The 18,192-nt window shown below is 36.5% G+C and carries 22 protein-coding genes; 9 read left to right on the top strand and 13 right to left on the bottom strand.

Features of this window, described 5'->3' with window-relative positions:
- Positions 1–4 precede the first annotated feature (4 nt).
- Complete coding sequence (locus tag AC4E8C_RS06645; RefSeq protein WP_490211253.1) at positions 5–262, top strand: hypothetical protein; 258 nt, start codon at positions 5–7, stop codon at positions 260–262.
- 30 nt (positions 263–292) lie between these two features.
- Here the strand turns inward: AC4E8C_RS06645 and AC4E8C_RS06640 are convergent, their stop codons facing one another.
- The 3 genes from AC4E8C_RS06640 to AC4E8C_RS06630 all read right to left on the bottom strand — a co-directional run bounded on the left by AC4E8C_RS06640 (position 293) and on the right by AC4E8C_RS06630 (position 2,194).
- Positions 293–484 carry a ComZ family protein gene (locus AC4E8C_RS06640; RefSeq protein ID WP_490211252.1) on the bottom strand — a complete coding sequence of 64 codons (192 nt, stop codon included), beginning with the start codon at positions 482–484 and terminating at the stop codon, positions 293–295.
- A gap of 63 nt (positions 485–547) precedes the next feature.
- Positions 548–1,390, bottom strand: a complete 843-nt coding sequence (locus AC4E8C_RS06635) for a hypothetical protein (RefSeq protein ID WP_490211250.1) — start codon at positions 1,388–1,390, stop codon at positions 548–550.
- Positions 1,391–1,471: 81 nt separating this feature from the next.
- Positions 1,472–2,194 carry an alpha/beta fold hydrolase gene (locus tag AC4E8C_RS06630; protein WP_490211249.1) on the bottom strand — a complete coding sequence of 241 codons (723 nt, stop codon included), beginning with the start codon at positions 2,192–2,194 and terminating at the stop codon, positions 1,472–1,474.
- 182 nt (positions 2,195–2,376) lie between these two features.
- Between AC4E8C_RS06630 and AC4E8C_RS06625 the strand changes: the two genes are divergently transcribed.
- The gene (locus AC4E8C_RS06625) at positions 2,377–2,559 is read left to right on the top strand and encodes a YjzD family protein (protein ID WP_490211248.1); all 183 of its coding nucleotides are present in this window, start codon (positions 2,377–2,379) and stop codon (positions 2,557–2,559) included.
- A 49-nt stretch (positions 2,560–2,608) separates the two neighbouring features.
- Here the strand turns inward: AC4E8C_RS06625 and clpB are convergent, their stop codons facing one another.
- Complete coding sequence (clpB, locus tag AC4E8C_RS06620) at positions 2,609–5,203, bottom strand: ATP-dependent chaperone ClpB (RefSeq protein WP_490211246.1); 2,595 nt, start codon at positions 5,201–5,203, stop codon at positions 2,609–2,611.
- Between the two features lie 117 nt (positions 5,204–5,320).
- The gene (locus AC4E8C_RS06615) at positions 5,321–5,503 is read right to left on the bottom strand and encodes a YjzC family protein (protein ID WP_490211245.1); all 183 of its coding nucleotides are present in this window, start codon (positions 5,501–5,503) and stop codon (positions 5,321–5,323) included.
- Between the two features lie 322 nt (positions 5,504–5,825).
- Here AC4E8C_RS06615 and AC4E8C_RS06610 point away from each other — a divergent pair, with 322 nt between their 5' ends.
- Positions 5,826–6,518 carry a Crp/Fnr family transcriptional regulator gene (locus tag AC4E8C_RS06610; protein ID WP_490211244.1) on the top strand — a complete coding sequence of 231 codons (693 nt, stop codon included), beginning with the start codon at positions 5,826–5,828 and terminating at the stop codon, positions 6,516–6,518.
- A gap of 57 nt (positions 6,519–6,575) precedes the next feature.
- Here the strand turns inward: AC4E8C_RS06610 and AC4E8C_RS06605 are convergent, their stop codons facing one another.
- From AC4E8C_RS06605 to AC4E8C_RS06595, 3 genes are all read right to left on the bottom strand, one after another.
- Positions 6,576–7,304, bottom strand: a complete 729-nt coding sequence (locus AC4E8C_RS06605; RefSeq protein WP_490211242.1) for a YwiC-like family protein — start codon at positions 7,302–7,304, stop codon at positions 6,576–6,578.
- A 326-nt stretch (positions 7,305–7,630) separates the two neighbouring features.
- Entirely contained in the window at positions 7,631–8,170 is a 540-nt protein-coding gene (gene mobB / locus AC4E8C_RS06600) for a molybdopterin-guanine dinucleotide biosynthesis protein B (RefSeq protein WP_490211241.1), read from the bottom strand.
- Complete coding sequence (locus AC4E8C_RS06595; protein ID WP_490211239.1) at positions 8,167–9,432, bottom strand: molybdopterin molybdotransferase MoeA; 1,266 nt, start codon at positions 9,430–9,432, stop codon at positions 8,167–8,169. Before AC4E8C_RS06595 ends, mobB begins: the two co-directional genes overlap by 4 nt.
- Positions 9,433–9,657: 225 nt before the next feature.
- Here AC4E8C_RS06595 and ric point away from each other — a divergent pair, with 225 nt between their 5' ends.
- Positions 9,658–10,359 (top strand): iron-sulfur cluster repair di-iron protein, encoded by a 702-nt coding sequence (gene ric / locus AC4E8C_RS06590; RefSeq protein ID WP_490211238.1) that lies wholly within the window; start codon positions 9,658–9,660, stop codon positions 10,357–10,359.
- A gap of 373 nt (positions 10,360–10,732) precedes the next feature.
- On the opposite strand, the gene moaA is transcribed toward ric, so the two are convergent.
- A complete protein-coding gene (gene moaA, locus AC4E8C_RS06585; protein WP_490211236.1) occupies positions 10,733–11,749 on the bottom strand; it encodes a GTP 3',8-cyclase MoaA in 1,017 nt (338 codons plus the stop codon).
- A gap of 334 nt (positions 11,750–12,083) precedes the next feature.
- Here moaA and AC4E8C_RS06580 point away from each other — a divergent pair, with 334 nt between their 5' ends.
- Complete coding sequence (locus AC4E8C_RS06580) at positions 12,084–12,782, top strand: Crp/Fnr family transcriptional regulator (RefSeq protein ID WP_490211234.1); 699 nt, start codon at positions 12,084–12,086, stop codon at positions 12,780–12,782.
- Between the two features lie 65 nt (positions 12,783–12,847).
- On the opposite strand, the gene AC4E8C_RS06575 is transcribed toward AC4E8C_RS06580, so the two are convergent.
- Both AC4E8C_RS06575 and AC4E8C_RS06570 read right to left on the bottom strand, forming a co-directional pair.
- Entirely contained in the window at positions 12,848–13,975 is a 1,128-nt protein-coding gene (locus AC4E8C_RS06575) for a TIGR04053 family radical SAM/SPASM domain-containing protein (RefSeq protein ID WP_490211233.1), read from the bottom strand.
- Positions 13,976–14,166: 191 nt separating this feature from the next.
- On the bottom strand, positions 14,167–14,475 hold the full coding sequence (locus tag AC4E8C_RS06570; protein ID WP_490211231.1) for a metal-sulfur cluster assembly factor: 309 nt from the start codon (positions 14,473–14,475) through the stop codon (positions 14,167–14,169).
- Positions 14,476–14,791: 316 nt separating this feature from the next.
- Between AC4E8C_RS06570 and AC4E8C_RS06565 the strand changes: the two genes are divergently transcribed.
- The 3 genes from AC4E8C_RS06565 (at position 14,792) to AC4E8C_RS06555 (ending at position 16,057) form a co-directional block, all read left to right on the top strand.
- Positions 14,792–15,604: a Cof-type HAD-IIB family hydrolase gene (locus tag AC4E8C_RS06565; protein WP_490211229.1), complete on the top strand. Its 813-nt coding sequence runs from the start codon at positions 14,792–14,794 to the stop codon at positions 15,602–15,604.
- Positions 15,605–15,717: 113 nt separating this feature from the next.
- Positions 15,718–15,870: a hypothetical protein gene (locus tag AC4E8C_RS06560; RefSeq protein WP_490211228.1), complete on the top strand. Its 153-nt coding sequence runs from the start codon at positions 15,718–15,720 to the stop codon at positions 15,868–15,870.
- Position 15,871: 1 nt separating this feature from the next.
- A complete protein-coding gene (locus AC4E8C_RS06555; protein WP_490211226.1) occupies positions 15,872–16,057 on the top strand; it encodes a DUF3813 domain-containing protein in 186 nt (61 codons plus the stop codon).
- An 89-nt stretch (positions 16,058–16,146) separates the two neighbouring features.
- Here the strand turns inward: AC4E8C_RS06555 and AC4E8C_RS06550 are convergent, their stop codons facing one another.
- The gene (locus AC4E8C_RS06550; RefSeq protein ID WP_490211224.1) at positions 16,147–16,989 is read right to left on the bottom strand and encodes a YitT family protein; all 843 of its coding nucleotides are present in this window, start codon (positions 16,987–16,989) and stop codon (positions 16,147–16,149) included.
- Between the two features lie 126 nt (positions 16,990–17,115).
- Between AC4E8C_RS06550 and AC4E8C_RS06545 the strand changes: the two genes are divergently transcribed.
- Positions 17,116–17,982 (top strand): DegV family protein, encoded by an 867-nt coding sequence (locus AC4E8C_RS06545; protein ID WP_490211222.1) that lies wholly within the window; start codon positions 17,116–17,118, stop codon positions 17,980–17,982.
- Positions 17,983–18,035: 53 nt separating this feature from the next.
- Here AC4E8C_RS06545 and AC4E8C_RS06540 read toward each other — a convergent pair whose 3' ends face one another.
- A complete protein-coding gene (locus AC4E8C_RS06540; protein ID WP_081954514.1) occupies positions 18,036–18,167 on the bottom strand; it encodes a DUF3941 domain-containing protein in 132 nt (43 codons plus the stop codon).
- Positions 18,168–18,192 lie beyond the last annotated feature (25 nt).

Raw genomic sequence — 18,192 nt, 5'->3', positions numbered from 1 at the left:
TTATATGATGACAGATCATCACGAGCAGAATAAGGAGGAACAACCGAAGCAAAACAATCAAGACAGGTTCAACACATTGATGTTTGGTCCTAGGAACGAGTCTAGTCAACAGGTTCAACATGAACAAACAGAAAATCAGTCCACAATAGATTATGTGGAACTCATGACGAATATTGACACTCTTATGGAATCTGTCCGCGGTTTTAAACCGTTATTTCAAAAGATCCCATCTCTTATTGAACAATTTTTAAAAAAGAAATAAGCTGCCACAATTTGCGGCAGCTTTTCATGCTTATTTAACATTAAGTGCATCCTCTTTGCCTAATTCATAGGCTTCTTGCATTACTTTTGTAAATAAATTCATAAATGGCTGAATTAGTTCCATTGATAATTCAACCCCAGCTTGATCTAATTGTTCTTTTGCTTCTGGTAAGTATTTCATTGCTATTTGCATAAATTGTAGTGTTTTATCTTGATTTTCCATATGTACCCCTCTTATATACGTTTATTTTGGTATTATAACGTGGATTCTCATGGGTTGCAAACCTTAAGAGTGGTTAGAATACAAGTGATCCACTTGGTCAATTTGTTTTTTAAAAGAGTCTGCAATTGGGGTAACTTTTTTTATTGGTATTCGAACAATTTGCGAATCAATTTGGACAGGTTCTGAACGAGTAATCGTGATTTTCTCATCTATTTTAAGATAGGAGGCACATTCATTCCAATAATTCTTTTTCCCACTTTCAAGCATGTAACTCTGTGTCTTCCCATTTTTTGTTGTTTCCAATCTTTCCAAGATTGTTTCAACAGCATCTTGAATATAAAGTACATCGTTTTTCCATTCTCTTTCGTTATTTATAAGTTCTATCTTTAGCATTTTTGAAAGAATCGCCTGTTGAAATATAAATGAATCTGGCTGCCAAGGACCATAAATAGCAGGTAAATAAAATAACTGTATGTTATTCCCCCACCCATTAACACGTTCTAGAATAGCAGCAATTGTCTCATCTTGCTTTGATGTCAGCATTTGCATTGGCAAGATTAATACTATATCGAGTTTGTTCAGACTGTTTTCTATAATGGGATAGAACTGCTTGGTAACCTTTTCATTTTTTAAAATGGATTCTTTGTTAAGCATATATAAATCGTAAATAGATAAAACAAGCGTTCCTTTGTGTACGTCTTGTTCTCGTGTATTTTCCCACTCAGTTAAGGTTAGTTCGCTAAAATTAGCATTCCTGCCTACTTCAAGTCTTTTTTCTTCAAGGAAGCAGTCCTGTTCCATCCCATCAACATGAATACCAATGACTTCAATTCCCTTATTCAGCAGTGCTTTGGATGTATGAAAACTTAAAAAATTGTAAATTCCAAAAATAATAGCCTTGTCCATTAATTCTTCCTCCCCAAACTATCCTTTTAAAATCCTATGCGTTTTACAAAGGAATTATTTCATTTTGGGGAGGTAAGATATTTAAAGGACTGTTTCATGACTATTGAAAAACTTTATAATCATTTTTCCAAGCTGTTGCTTTTTTTCAGGAAGGATATAGGTTGGATTAATTTCTAGTGTGTTAAAGAATTGTTGATAGTGTTTTGATTGGGAATAGGCTTTCCCACCAGAAAGAACCTGAATGATTTTAACTGGACAACTGAATTCTGTGCTTTCCAAATCGTCTATACTCAATATTGTGCTTTCTATTAAAGTTGGATTAACGTTATGTGCCGCTGATAATTCTCTTATTAACTTTTTATAAAAAAATTTGTGTTCCTTTTCTTGTTCAAGATGGTGTTTTAACGAAAGGATCGGATTAAGCAGGATGACCGACCTAATACTCCCTTTCATTTTCTCCATTAATCTTATTGCCACTAGTGCACCCATACCCTCGGCCAGAATATGAATTTTATTATTAAGAATTTCACTGCGTATTACATGCTGATATAATCTTTGAGCAAGCTCGATTGCACTATCGCTCCCCCAATTTCGCCCATAAAGATTTGAGGAAAAAATGGTGTACCCTTTTTCTTTGAGTTGATTGATAATAGCTTGTTTCCCTTCATTTTGTGTCCAAAAGCTTTTGCTTTCATCCACAAAATGTCTTTCATCTCCGATAATTAAAATCCCAAATCCTGTAGGCTTTTCGGGGTAATGAATAATATTCCATTGGGTATCCATCTGAAAATTACGATTCTCCATTGATAAATCTCCTTTTACATATTTCCTCAAAATATTGTATGCCGCTTTAGAAGAGTTGAAAGGGGGTTTGCCCATTTTTTAAGAAACTCGCAGGCAAAATCAGAAAATTTATTTTATATGTATTTTTTTGAACGCATATGGTACTATAAAATTGACGTAAAATAGGTAAGAGGTGAAAAGTAGTGCGTTTCTTTTGGACTTTTTTCTGGTCGTTTCTTTTAGTGCAAATGCTTTCATATGTAGTTAGTTCCATGTCAGGTGTATCCTTTGACTTTGTCTCCGGTGCTATAGTTTCCCTTGGAGTAACTGTGTTGATTTTCATTGCTAGCGCAGTCATTCCTAATGAACCCGTTAGTAAACACTAATAATAATTAAAAAAGGCCATCCCAGGTGGACGGCCTTTTTTCATTTTATTTAATTTGTCTTTAAAGTAACTTCTCCATCTTCAATCGTTATTTCCACTGTCGACTGATCATGGACCCTCCCCGCTATTATCTCACGAGCGAGTTTGGTTTCAATCTGTCTTTGTATATATCGCTTTAATGGTCTTGCCCCATATATTGGGTCAAATCCATTTATAGCAATAAATTTTTTAGCCTCCTCACTAATCGATATATCAATTTGTTGCTCTTTTAACCTATTCTTTAATTCCTTCATCATTTTAACAACAATATTTTTTATTTCATCTAAAGATAACGGTTTAAAGAGGATGGTTTCGTCAATGCGATTTAAAAATTCGGGACGAAAGTGACTTTTTAATTGGCTCATTACTTTTGCTCTTGTTGAATCTGAAATTTCTATTTCATTTTCATTTCGTTCTAATAAGAAGTTTGACCCAATGTTGGACGTCATGATAATTACAGTATTTTTAAAGTCTACAACCCGTCCTTGGGAATCTGTTAACCTTCCGTCATCCAATGCTTGTAATAAAATATTAAAAACTTCTGGATGGGCCTTTTCAATTTCATCCATTAATATGACGGAATAGGGTCTTCTTCTGACAGCTTCTGTTAATTGACCTCCTTCTTCATAGCCAACATAGCCTGGAGGTGCACCAATTAAACGGGAGACAGAGTGCTTCTCCATATATTCTGACATATCAATACGAACAATATGGTCTTCACTGTCAAATAAAGATTCTGCTAAGGTCTTGGCTAGTTCTGTTTTCCCAACACCCGTTGGTCCTAAAAACAAAAATGATCCGATTGGGCGATTTGGGTCTTTGATTCCTGCACGAGCTCGCAGCACTGCATCAGCGACTAAGCTAACTGCCTCGTTTTGCCCAATCACTCTTTCATGCAAAATGGATTCCAATCTTAACAGTTTTTCCCTTTCCCCTTCAACTAATTTAGAAAGTGGTATTCCTGTCCATCTCGAGACAATATTGGAAATTTCCTCTCCCGTTACTTCCTCTCTAAGCAGCCGCTCACCTTTTATGGTACGGTCTTCTAACTCTTTAAGTTCTTTTTCAGCTAACGGGATCCTGCCATGCCGGAGTTCTGCCGCACGGTTTAAATCATATTGATCCTCCGCCTGTTGAAGTTCACGGCGAAGCTTTTCAAGCAGTTCACGTTTTTCTTGCAAATTTTGTATATCTTGCTTTTCTTTTAGCCAATTGGCTTTCATACTATCGGCATGTTCTTTTAAATCTGCTAGTTCTTTCAATAACGCTTCCAGTCTTAATTTACTGCCTTCATCATTCTCTTTTCGTAATGCTGCCTCTTCAATTTCAAGCTGCATGACTCTGCGTGTCACTTCATCAAGTTCCGTTGGCATCGAGTCAATTTCCGTTCTGATCATCGCACATGCTTCATCAACTAAATCAATCGCCTTATCAGGTAAAAAACGATCTGTAATGTAACGATCTGACAATGTAGCTGCTGCTACAAGCGCTTGATCGTGAATTTTTACACCATGGAAAACCTCAAATCTTTCCTTTAATCCTCTTAAGATAGAAATGGTATCTTCAACAGCGGGTTCTTGGACAAGTACTTGTTGGAATCTCCGTTCTAACGCTGGATCTTTTTCAATATATTTTCGATGTTCATCTAGTGTGGTTGCTCCGATACAATGAAGCTCCCCGCGTGCTAGCATTGGCTTTAACATATTCCCTGCATCCATAGCCCCTTCAGTCTTTCCTGCTCCAACAATCGTATGGATTTCATCAATAAATAGCAATATTTGCCCTTCACTTTTTTTAATTTCGTTTAAAACCGCCTTCAGTCTTTCTTCAAATTCCCCTCTAAATTTTGCCCCGGCAATTAAGGCACTCATATCAAGTGAAAAAATAGTTTTATCCTTTAATCCTTCTGGGACATCTTTTCTAACAATTCTTTGCGCTAATCCTTCCACAATCGCTGTTTTCCCTACCCCTGGTTCACCAATTAGGACTGGATTATTCTTTGTTTTTCTAGACAGGATCCGAATGACATTACGAATTTCTGTATCCCTGCCGATAACTGGATCCATTTTCCCCGCTTTTACTTCGGCCACTAGATCTCTGCCATATTTTTTAAGTGCATCATAACCTGCTTCAGGATTTTGTGAAGTCACTCTCTGATTCCCCCTAATATCTTTAATAGCATTTACTATCGCTTCTGGAGTTTTCCCTAAAGACTTTATTATCTTTTTCATTACAGAATCATCAGCATATGCTGCCGCTAACAGAAAATGTTCTACTGAAATGTATTCATCGGAAAACTTTGAGGCAAACTCATCTGCACTTACTAGTAATTTTTGCAGCTTAGCGGTAATATACAATTTCCCCTGTTCAACACCACTCCCGGTAACCTGTGGTTTTTTCGCTAAGGATTCCAACAAGCTTTTACGAACATTATCAGTCGGCAAGGCTGCTCTTTCTAATATGGCTGCTATTAGGCTGTCGTCTTGATTCATCAGTGATAGTAATAAATGAGGTTCATCTATTTCTTGATGATTTTCCTTCATTGCTAAATCTTGCGCATTCATTATGCCTTGCTGTAAACGCTCTGTCATTCGATTTAGGTCCATTCCTCATTCCTCCTTTGACCATTCCTGACCTTTATATTTATTATAAAACAATTACTATGTTTAAGTAAAATTTTGGACAGAAGAAAAGCCATCTGAAATAGATGACTTTTGTTGATCCTATTTTGTTTTAGGTAAGTATGTCCAAACCCGATCATCATTTGATGTTTCAGGAAAAGGATCCCCTGCTTTTAGCTTTATTTTCTTCGGATTAATGATATTGCTTCCAGTTTCACCCACTTCAATGTAAATGCCATTATTGGGTGCTTTTTTCCCTGATCTAAACTGATGACTTTGTCCCATGTTATCCCTCCTTCTCTTCTACATCTTTATTATTTCCTTTTTGTGTTTGACCATTATAGGAATTTCTTTCAAATTCGCCATAAGACGACATTATTTCCCAAGAAATATAAAAAGTTGTGAAAATCTATTACAGCGTACACGCAGCAGCATCTCTTAGTAGAAAGATTTACATATGTTTTTTGACGATTGTATGAACTTATTGCACTTTTATTGCTAATTATTCTTCGTTAACAATATAATTATAGTAATATCTTGTAAATTTAGCTTTGACTTGCATATTGTTTCAATATTAATTTACGTACCATCAAAGGTGGTTAGGAGTATGCTGTCAGTAAAAGAAGTACCTGTTACATTGTCTCACCTTTTTGATACTGTTCACCATATAAGAAAGATTAAAAAAGGAACTTTTCTTTTCCAGGAAGGTTCACAGGCGGATGAATTATATATCGTTCAAAGTGGTATCCTTCAAATTAGTAAAATAATTCCTGACGGTAGAGAACTTACCCTTAGAATGTGTTCAAAAGGTGATTTTGTAGGTGAATTAAATTTATTTTCCCCATCTACGCGGTATTTATTAAGTGCACGGGTTGTCGAGAATGGTGAAGTAGCTGTCATCATGAAGGATGTTCTAGAGGAAAAACTTTCACAAGATCTTCCTCTTTCGTTTGAAATGATTAAGTGGATGAGTCTGCAATATCGTAAAACACAAACTAAATTTCGTGATTTAGTACTTCATGGAAAAAAAGGAGCCCTGTATTCAACCTTAATTCGCATAAGTAACAGTTACGGAATTAAGACAAATAAAGGGATTATGGTGGAATTGCCCCTAACGAATCAAGAATTGGCTAATTTCTGTGGAACGTCACGTGAGGTAGTGAATCGGTTACTTAGTGATTTAAGAAAAGCCGGAATCATTTCTATCGATAAAGGGAACATTACCATCCATGATTTAGATTATTTAAAAAGGGAAATTGATTGTGAAGAATGCCCAGTTGAAATTTGTAAGGTTGACTAGGTGATCCCCTTTCAACTGTATAAAGCTAAAAAAATCGGTCGATGACGACCGATTTTTTTACTTTAGGAGGATGATTTGTGCTGCAACAAGTAGGAAAAAGAATACCGAGTTGATGATTTCATAAATACCTATTTGTTTTGGAGTTAATTTTTTTCCATAAAAAAGAATGGCTCGAAGTAAACTAGGAATTAAAGCTATTCCAACAACCCAATTCCCACTAACAAACCATGCCGCTACAAGAAGGAAATGGTAGGACCATGAAATCCATTTGAAATGTTTATTTTTCTTTTCTCTAATCATTGATTTCACATAAAAAGTACAACCTATGAAGAATAAGATTGACGTTAAAAAGGGAAATAGGACGGATTCCAGTGTGATAGATTTTTGTCCTAAGTAACTACTTGCTAAACCCGCAATGGAAAAAGCAATAATTGCACTGATATCATTCATAAAAGCACGATCTTGATTTTTAGTGGTAAAATACGCATTTAAAGTAAAAAACGGAATCATTAGAAAACCAAAAGCCATGATGGATGGACTCTTGAACAAAGGAAATAATAACAAACCTAAAGCTGGAACCATATAAATAACCGTCCATTTTACATAAAACGGAATCTTTTTCTTTTTAAATAATAGGAGCATTGGATAAGTAGCTAAATACAAGAAGATCCAACCTATAAAAAATGGAATATGCTGCCATAAAAATCCACCCTCCAGGGCACCAAGCCAAAAGGGGATGATGAGCATTGCCCATGCACCATGTTGTTTCGGTAAAAATAATTTCATCTCATTCACTCCTTTATCCTTTACCATTACTATAGAAGAGGAAAAGAAGTTAATAAGTGAAGTCCATCACATTTAAAACACAAAAAAAAGGCCTCAGCCTTCTTTTTGTGTCAATTTCACTACAGTTTGAATGGGAATACAAACAATATAATCATCTACTGGGAAACTGTATCTTCTCTAGATTCGATTATCCAATGAGTAACCGTCGTATTTCCAATTCAAAACTGTTACAACTTTATATTTAACAAACATACTAACCCCTATCATTATTATATCGAGGATTTTTGCTGATTGTTGTGATAAAATTAACATATTTGACAAATTTATTAACTTTTTTTAACTATTTTATGAACACACTTTTGGATAAATTCAGCTGCCCAATCAATTGCTGTATCATCCTCAATAAAAAAGGTTGGGTGTGAACACTGATCCTTAAACCTTTCTTTTAAATCTTCCTTCCAGTAAATGATAGCCTGGACATTTTCCAACGAATTCATTAACGGAATGTCCTCTTTATCTCTAATTAATAACAGCTTAGAATAATTTTTCTGCTTATATCCTTCAATGATAATAACATCGGGCTGGAAATACGTGAGCAGATCTATCTGATCATTAAGACTTAAGGTGCAGTTCTCCGCATGAAGAATCAGCCTTCCTTCTCCTTCAACTATAGAAGCAATTGCACCAGAGGTTAGATGTTTGGCAGAATCCTTTTGCATCATCACGTCAGGTTTTCCCCCATGTCCATGATGTTTAATAGTAACCGCTCTTAATCCAAGAGATGTTAACTTCTCAAGCAATTTTGAGGTAATCGTTGTTTTTCCACTATTTTGATACCCCACCACCTGAAAAATAACCGGCTTCACCAAGGCCACTCACTGCCCATTTGATCTTCGAGGAGCAAAACATCCACCTCTGTACCTGATGTAAAGCCCCTGGTCCCTCCTGGAAGGATCATTAATGAATTAGCACCAGCTAAGCTCATGATAATATTGGACTTATCTAGACCGCTCGGTGTTACTTTAAGTCTGCCCTCATCAATAAAAGTGTTGCTACGGACAAATCTTGTAAAGGGATTAGCTTTTGGAAAATCTGTCTCCAACAACGCTTTTTCTTTCCTTAAATGAGGCCTTTCTGTAAATAACAACCTTCGAATGATTGGCCGGGCAAATAATTCAAAGCCAACATAACAAGCAGAGGGATTACCTGATAATCCAAACAGGATTTTGCCATGATAGACGGCAACTGTTGTTACACTGCCAGGACGCATCGCTACTTTATTGAATAGAACTTGTGCACCAAGTTTTTCATAAATAGCAGGCAGGTAATCATAGTCTCCAACCGATACTCCGCCAGTTGTAATGAGCATGTCAACTTTTGTTAAGGCCGTCTTCACAGCTTCATAACATGTATCAAACTCATCAGGCAGTTTACCAAAATATTGTACAACTCCCCCAGCTCTCTCAATTTGAGCTGCAATCATATGAGAATTACTGTTGCGAATTTTCCCTGGAACTAACTGTTCTTCCACTTCTAGTAACTCTGTGCCCGTTGCAAATAGTCCGACAAGCGGCTTTTTGGCAACCGGAACTACCTTATAGCCAAAGGTAGCCAACATCGCTTGAATACCTGGATTGACCAATGTTCCTTTTTTCACAAGAATTTCACCTTGTTTTGCATCTTCTCCAATAAAGGAAACATTATCGCCCTTATTTATCTTTCTTTTAACTGACATATATGGGATTCCATCTTTTTCGTAATCCTGGGCCACTTCAAACATAACGACCGCATCGGTCCCTTCAGGCATCATTGCACCTGTCATGATTCGAACGGCTTGATTATGCCCGACAATCTTCTTGGAAACCATTCCTGCACCTAGGTGGTCAACCACTTCCAATTCGATTGGATTTGATGGGGAAGCGTTCTGCGTATCAACAGATCTCACAGCAAATCCATCATATGGTGCTCTATCAAAATGTGGGACATCACTAGTGGCAATAATATCTTCTGATAAAAATCGTCCAAAACTATCATTAATAGAAACTTTTTCAGTGTTCCCTTGTAATTGATGGTCCATTATATGTTGGACTGCCTCCCCAATGGGAATGGGTCTTCTTCTTTCTAACAAAAAAATCAGCTCCTGCCTAAAAACGGGTAAAATTAATATGTAGTAAATCTAAAATGCTACTATTTATTATAATTCTATAGGTTCCTTTCTAACATATCAAATGTCACAAATTAGAGGAATACTATAAAATCATAGTCCATGTGTGATGCAGGTCACCCTATTTTAATTTGTTTTCCATTATGCTTAAGTCAGAAATTAATTACCTTACCTTTCAAGGAGGATATTATGATGACTTTTTCAATTACCGCAAATTCATTAGTTAAAGATATTGTTAACGAACTACCAAAGACAAGTGATGTATTTAAAAAGAACCGCATTGATTTCTGTTGTGGAGGTAATATATCTTTAGCTGCTGCAGTAGATCAAAACGGTTTAAACTTAGACACTTTAGTAGAAGAATTAAATGTAGTATTTGACCAATATGAGAACACTGAAAGAGATGTAGCCGTTTGGACGAATTCTGATTCTCATACGATTATTGAACATGTTATTACTAATTATCATCGTGTATCCGAGGAAGAATTAGCATTACTTAGCCCCTATGTTACAAAAGTTTCACGTGTCCATGGTGACAATCATCCCGAGTTATTAAAAGTGAATGCACTCTTTTATGAATTCAAAAAAGAATTACTAGAACATATGGCAAAAGAGGAAGCGTCTGTATTCCCATTAATTAAGCAACTTGCTGATGGGACTGTAGAAAATCGTGAAGAAGCCATTGCATACATTGTCGAATTAGAAAAAGAGCATGACCATGCTGGTGAGATTTTAAGACAAATCCGTGAAGTGACAGCAGATTTTGCTCTTCCAGTCGATGCTTGTGGAACCTATCGTTTAGTTTATGCACGCTTAGAAGCTTTAGAAGGCTTAACCTTTATGCATGTGCATCTTGAAAATAATATATTATTCCCACGATACATCGATTAATAAAAAAAGCCCGCTTCCTTAAGCGGGCTGTCAGGCTGTCGATAAACCTTCGGTGGCCTTTTATTTTGTTCGTAATCTTTAACGGTTTACTGCGTTAATTTATTATAATAATTTTATTAATACATAGATTTTCAACATGTCTGTTGATTGGAGCGGAAGGTGCGAAGACTCCTGCGGGAGTACGTGGCTGGGGAGACCCCGCAGGAGCGAAGCGACGAGGAGGCTCCCCGGCACGCCCGCGGAAAGCGAAGCACCTGGAGCGGAAATCAACAGGCCCCTTAGCAGGAACGATCTTAAATATTCAAATAAATATAGTTTTTTGATTCAAATAAGATAAAAAATGACAGCCCGCTATCTCAAGCGGGCTGTTCTTTTAACCACCTATATAAGACATTTCTATTTTTTTACGATTTTTATATGTTTCGGCCGTTCTTTCATCTGAATATCTGTCATCGCGTCCATTCCAAATCGCTGTAACTCGTTCGGCGATTTGCTCATCAGTTGCTCCATTCCGCATGAAATTTCGAATATCATGTCCGTTTCCATTAAATAAACAAGTGAAAATTTGCCCATTAGCTGACAGTCGTGAACGGGTGCAGCTAGAACAGAAAGATTCAGAAACAGAAGTAATGAATCCAACATTCACATTAGTGTCTTTATATCGGTACAGTTTTGCTACTTCACCGTAATAGGCAGGATCGACGGGTTCCATCTCAAATTGCTCTTTCAGTAAATAATAAATTTGTTTCTTTGTCACGACATCGTCCATTTTCCAGCCGTTTGTCGCGCCCACGTCCATGAATTCAATATAGCGTAATTCTAATTCATGCTCTTTGCAATACTGTGCCATGGGAATAATTTCTGTATCATTTAAACCTTTTTTTACGACCATATTAATTTTGACGCCAAGACCAGCCTTCTTTGCTGCCTCAATTCCTTCTAAAACAGGTCCCGTGCCGACTCCTCGACCATTAATTTCTCCAAACAATTTATCATTCAGGGTATCAAGGCTAACATTTACTCGTTTCAATCCAGCTTCTTTTAAAGACTTTGCTAGTTTCGGCAGCAAGACACCATTCGTAGTTAATCCAAGATCCATTAGTCCCTCAATGGCTGAAAGCTTCTGCACAAGAAGCGGCAAATCCTTCCGAAGCAGTGGTTCTCCTCCAGTTAAGCGGATTTTTTCAACCCCAAGGCTGACAAATATCTTTCCTAGACGTTCAATTTCTTCATAGGAAAGCAGGGCACTTCTTGGCAAAAATTCAAAGTCTGGTCCAAATTTGTCTGCAGGCATACAATACTGACAACGAAAATTACATCGGTCAATAACTGAAATTCTTAAATCATGTAAAGGTCTATTTAATTTATCTTTAATAATAGTTTTTTCCATTATATCAACTCCACTTTTTTAAAAAGAAGCCATTTGATACTAATTGTAACAGGGATTCTTCTAAAAGGCTGTTACTTTATTCACTATTAATATACTTTTTATATATTTCTCATCTTAACAGATGTTTAATAAAGAAAAAACTTAAGATTTCAGTAAAAGTTTTCAACAGATAAGATTAGACAATTATACTGGTTTTTATTTTCCTCACAGGTTTTCACTATATTGTCATTGTTTACTTCGGTTTTTCCACTTGTCTTACGTTAAACTAATAATAACGAAACCGAATAAAGAATTAACTGCTCGTTTATATATATATGACCTAGAGGTGAATGTAATGTTAACTACGATAAAACCCACTCATTCCATTGAAATAAAAGAGTTGCTTCATTTTGCAGATAGAAAATTTAGAAGTGAAAGAGGAAGCTATTTATTTCAAGAAGGAATGGTTGCTGAGGAGCTGTACATTATAATTTCTGGTAAAATTCAAATTAGTAAAATTACGTCAGACGGCCGTGAACTTTCATTAAGAATTTGCAGTGCTAATGATATTTGTGGTGAATTGACGCTTTTTACAAATGACCCGAGATATTTATTTAGTGCAAGAGTACTTGAGGAGGGTGAAATTGTAGCAATTAACAAAGATTTACTTGAGAGTGAGATTTTCCAAAATAGCAAGCTAGCGTTTGAGTTTATGAAATGGATGAGTGATCACTTTCGAAAAACACAAACAAAATTTCGTGATCTTGTATTAAATGGAAAACGCGGCGCCCTCTTCTCTACACTTATTCGGATGTCCAATAGTTATGGAATTCAGAAAGACGGTGAAATCCTCATTGATTTGCCCTTAACCAATCAAGAACTAGCAAACTTTTGCGGGACTTCCCGCGAAAGTACTAATCGCATCCTAAGTGATTTAAAGAAAGATCATATTATTTCTGTTAAAAAAGGAAAAATTTCAATATTAGATTTGCAATATTTAAAAGACGAAATTGGCTGCGAAAATTGTTCAGCTGTTTACTGTAATATTGAATAGAGAAAAATCTCTCCCTTATTGCAAAGGCTGTCTCTCCATTAGAGGCAGCCTTTGCATTTTTTCACTTATTTTTGCTCTTGTTTTTCTCTTAGTGCTTTAGGAATGTACACACAAAATGGCTCACTTTCAAGGTAATCACCTGTCATCGCGTAAGCTCTTGACCTTGAACCACCGCACACATAGCGAAATTCACACACACCGCATTTACCTTTAAATTCGTCTGGATTTCGTAACGCCTTAAAAATAGGGGATTCACGATAGATTTCCGCTAGTGGTGTTTCACGAACGTTCCCTGCTTTTACAGGTAATAATCCACTTGGGTACACATCCCCTATATGGGAAATAAACACAAAGCCATTTCCATCATTCACACCTTTAGGAGCACGTCCAAGACCATCAATGGATCCCGTTAATCCTTTCTCTGTTAAGGCATTTAAATAATCTATTTCATCGCTCTGTGCCTTTGCTTCTCGCATCTTTTGCTGAATGACCACTCGGCGATAATGCATAGCTTCAGTTGTTTTAATATCAAACGAAACGCGTTTACTTAGGTCATAAAGCCATCTAAGAACCTTTTCATGTTCTACTGGTGAAATCATATCTGTGACCTGTCCCCTTCCTGTTGGAACAAGGAAAAAGACACTCCATAGTACACAATTTAGATCTTCTACCATCTTTGCCATTTCATCAAGGTATTCATAATTATACCTGGAAATAACAGTGTTAATTTGAATCGGAATTTCAAGTTCATGGAGATATTTGATTCGTTCCATTGTTAAATCAAAAGACCCCGCTGTTCCCCGGAAATGGTCATGTATCTCCGCTGTAGGTCCGTCAATACTAAATGCCCAGCGTGAAAGTCCAACTTCTTTAGCCTTTTGAATCGCTTCTTTGGTTACATTAGGGGTTGCACTTGGTGTCATCGACACCCTTACACCCTTTTCTACAGCATATTTGGCAATTTCAAAAATATCAGCCCTCATTAAGGGGTCGCCGCCTGTAAATACAAGAATAGGATTATTCATATTATATATTTGATCAATTAAATGTTTGCCTTCTTCAAATGATAACTCACGCGGATCTCGTGTGTATTGTGCATCTGCACGGCAATGAAGACACTTTAATTGGCACGCACGTGTTAGTTCCCATATAACAATAAACGGATCTTTATTAAAATCCCGGTTAAAAGACAATCGAAACGCCTCCCAATTCGACTATTCCAATCTAAACAGCCTTAATAATTTGTATTATAAAGGTGTTTATATTGAAAAAAAGTGAACTATCTCACAAACCGGAAGGAATATATGTCTAATTTATGTCATAAAAAAACAGCAGAAAAAATCTGCTGTTTTCTTAGAAATTGTTTATTCTGTATTAAATCCAATTAGCGGATTCCTAGAGCAATCTTTGCATAACGTGACATCATATCTTTATTCCAAGGTGGATTCCAGACGATATTCACATCGGTATCATTAACTTCGGGTATATCTGCTAAAGCACGCTTTACTTGATCAACAATTGTCCCAGCAAGTGGGCAGCCCATTGCTGTCAAAGTCATTGTAATGAAGACTACACCTTCATCATTCATATCAACATCATAGACTAAACCTAAATTAACAATATCTACTCCGAGTTCAGGGTCAATGACTAGTTCAAGTGCACCCATAATATTATCTTTTAATTCCTCATTCATGTATAAACCACTCCTTTTATTTTATGTTAATGTTAACATCCATACTTTCTATATATCTTTTGGTCCGTACTGAAAATTTGCAATACTTTATTTTGGGGTGAGACCAAAAGAACTATTCTCCTAAATCTATAAAAAGTATATAGTTTTTTATATCTTATGGTGTGAATTTTTTTACAGTTTAGATATAAAATTGTTAACATAGTAATAATAGAATTAAAAAATTTCCACAAGGTTATAAAAGTAGTGTAACATGTAGACAATTTTTTTCCTAAGGCAACGCATTTTTTTAGAAAATTTATAATAAGAAGGAGTCCGTATGACTGAGAAACATTTAATTGCATTAGATTTAGATGGTACATTATTAAACGATAATAAAACTATATCACCCAAAAATAAAGAAATTATTCAAAAAGCCAAAGCAGCAGGTCATATTGTCATGATCGCAACAGGAAGACCTTTTCGTTCCAGCGAAATGTATTACCAAGAATTGAATTTAGACACACCCATTGTCAACTTTAATGGAGCTTTTACCCACCATCCTCGCAATCATAGCTGGGGATTTTATCATGAACCACTGGATGTTAAGGTAGCAAAAGACATTGTAGAAGCATGCAGAAGTTTTCAGTTCCATAACATTATTGCGGAAGTCATGGATGACGTTTACTTCCACTATCATGATGAAAAGTTGTTGGATATATTTAGTTTTGGTAATCCAAGAATTACCACAGGCGATTTAGCTAATTACCTAACAGATTCACCAACCAGTATGCTTATTCATACAGAAGAAAATCAACTGCAAAAGATTCGTGACCATTTATCAGAAATTCATGCCGAAGTCATTGAACAGCGGAGCTGGGCTGCTCCATGGCATGTAATAGAAATTATTAAAGTTGGACTTAATAAAGCGGTTGGGTTGAAAAAGGCTGCTGATTATTACAATATCCCTGCCGAAAGAATTGTGGCATTTGGAGATGAAGACAATGATCTCGAAATGCTTGAATATGCAGGCCATGGAATTGCGATGGGAAATGCAATTGAGCAGGTCAAAAATATAGCTAAAGATGTCACACTAAGTAATGAAGAAGATGGTGTTGGTGAATATTTGGCTGATTTGTTAAATTTAAAATAAGCACTCCATTTCGCCACTGTTTACCTAATGAATCCACTAAGTTTGGTACATACTATTTATTGAGGCAGCGTTGCTGTTTCAATAAGAGCTATGAGCATATTGGAGGGATTCGAATGGGTAAACGAAACAAATCAAAACGCTTTGTCCAGCATGGTGTAGATACGGTTAGCAAACATGCTGCACGTATCCCCTATCACATGACCTACGCTGAAGCGGAAGCTCAGAAGATGGCCAATGTGCAAGAGTCCTCGCTTGGAGGAATATAACATGGGAAACCAATTATTCCAAGAAGCCAGACGATTTGTTGAAATGGCGAAATCTGCCGACCCTGCTGAAAAAGAATCTGCGGTTGCAAAGGCAAAAAACTCATTAAGTTCGGCTTTTGCCAACTCAACTGCAGCAGAGCAGTCCCAGCTCCAACAAATGCAACAAGAGCTTGATCAAATTCAATAATCAAGGAAAAGCGGAAACACCATAAATCACGGGTTTCCGCTTTTCTCATGGTGCCTGACACCCTTATCAATCTGGCTGTAGTGTTATCCTTATTCCTTCCGAAAAAAGCCATAGACCCCTGTTGTTTGCATTATGTTGGTAAAGGCATTAGGGTCTACTTCCTTAATAATTCTTTCTAAATCATAAAGTTCATAACGCGTAATGACGATCATTAACATATCTCTTGTCTCGTTCGAAAACGCCCCTTTGGCCGGTATCATGGTAATTCCCCTAACTAAGGATGCATGAATAGCCTTTTTTAATTCATCTGCCTTTTTTGTAATAATCATGGCAGTAAGTTTTGCATGTCTTGTATGAATCGCATCAATGACTCTTGTCGAGGTGTATAGCGTAACTAGCGTATAAAGTGCTTTTTCCCAGCCAAACAGAAAGCCTGCTGTTACAATGATAATTCCATTTAATACAAACATATACGGTCCAACCGGCTTATCCTTCAATCTTGATAAAACCATTGCAATGATATCGACACCGCCTGTAGAAGCACCATATTTCAACGTAATTCCCACACCTATTGCTTGAATGACACCGCCAAAAACAGCATTTAATAAAATATCATGTGACACATTTATGATAGGAATCATCGTCAGGAATAATGATGAAAGAACCACACTTAAGAAACTATACACGGTAAAAGACTTACCGACCTTTGTCCAGCCAAGAATGGCGACTGGAATATTTAATAATAGTAATAATAGGCCCATGGATGCATGGATTGGTGTATAATCACTAAGTACCTTTGAAAGTAATTGGGCAACTCCTGTAAAACCGCTGGAATAAACATTTGCTGGGATTAAAAATAAGTTCATACCGAGTGCATTTAGTAATGCACCAATACTGACAATGATTACTTTTTTAATTTGAAGCCATAGCAATGGAACTCCTCCTTTTCATTTAGATGTAATGACTAATTCTTAATACTCCATTTACATAATTGTAATTTAGAGTGGAAACCGATAAACTGAAAATAAATATATATGATGTGAAAGCAGGTGAACTTCATGCCGGTAAAAATACTCGCTGACAGCGCATGCGATTTACCAAAAAGTTTCTATGAAGAAAATAATGTTGTGCTATTCCCCCTGAAGGTTCAACTAAACGACCAAGAATATGAAGATGTTAAAACTATTAATCCTAGAACTGTTTATGATGCCATTCGGACAGGAGTTATTCCAAAAACATCACAGGTTTCTCCCCTTTTATTTGAGGAAATCTTTACTGAAATGGCTGAAAAAAATGAAGAAGGCATTTACATTGCCTTTTCATCAGAATTATCCGGTACATATTCAACCGCTGTTATGATTCTTGACCAAGTAAAGGAAAAATATCCTAACTTCCAATTAACAATCGTAGATACGAAATGTGCTTCGCTTGGGGTCGGTCTGATTGTACAGGAGGCTGCAAGGCTTGCAGCCAATGATGTCCCAAAGGAAAAAATATTAGAAGATGTTCTGTTTAGAAGCCAGCATATGGAGCATATTTTTACGGTCGAAGACTTAGATTACCTAGCAAAAGGCGGCAGAGTTTCCAAGGCTTCTGCATTTTTAGGCGGATTATTAAATATTAAACCGATTCTCAATATGGAAGACGGAAAACTGGTACCGATTGAAAAGATTAGAGGAAAAAAGAAAGTCTTCCGTCGGATCATGGAAATTATGAACGAACGGGGCTCTCAAATGGATGGGCAGATAATTGGAATCAGTCATGCGGATAATGAAGAAACCGCCATAGAGGTAAAAGCAATGATTGAGGAAGAATTTCATCCCCAAGAGGTGTATATTTCGTCCATTGGCTCAGCCATTGGCTCCCACACCGGTCCAGGTACTATTTCCATATTCTTTTTAAATCAATTGCCATCGAATATGTAATTCAGGTCGTGAACATGAAAAAAAATGAGCTGGGGCTACACCCCGCTCATTTTTTACTTATGGTCCGTTTTCTTAGAATATTGATTTTTCCCAGCTTGACGGTTTTTTTCACGCATCATGTTTTTTTCATGTCTAAAGGCATTATTGTCTTGGGCTTTTTTATCATTATCTGAGGTATGTGGCATATGCATACTCCTTTCAAAATTCCTT

It is taken from the genome of Neobacillus sp. SRL179, assembly GCF_984799095.1.
The sequence above is the reverse complement of the archived record's forward strand: the minus strand, read 5'-3'. Positions and strand labels throughout refer to the sequence as shown.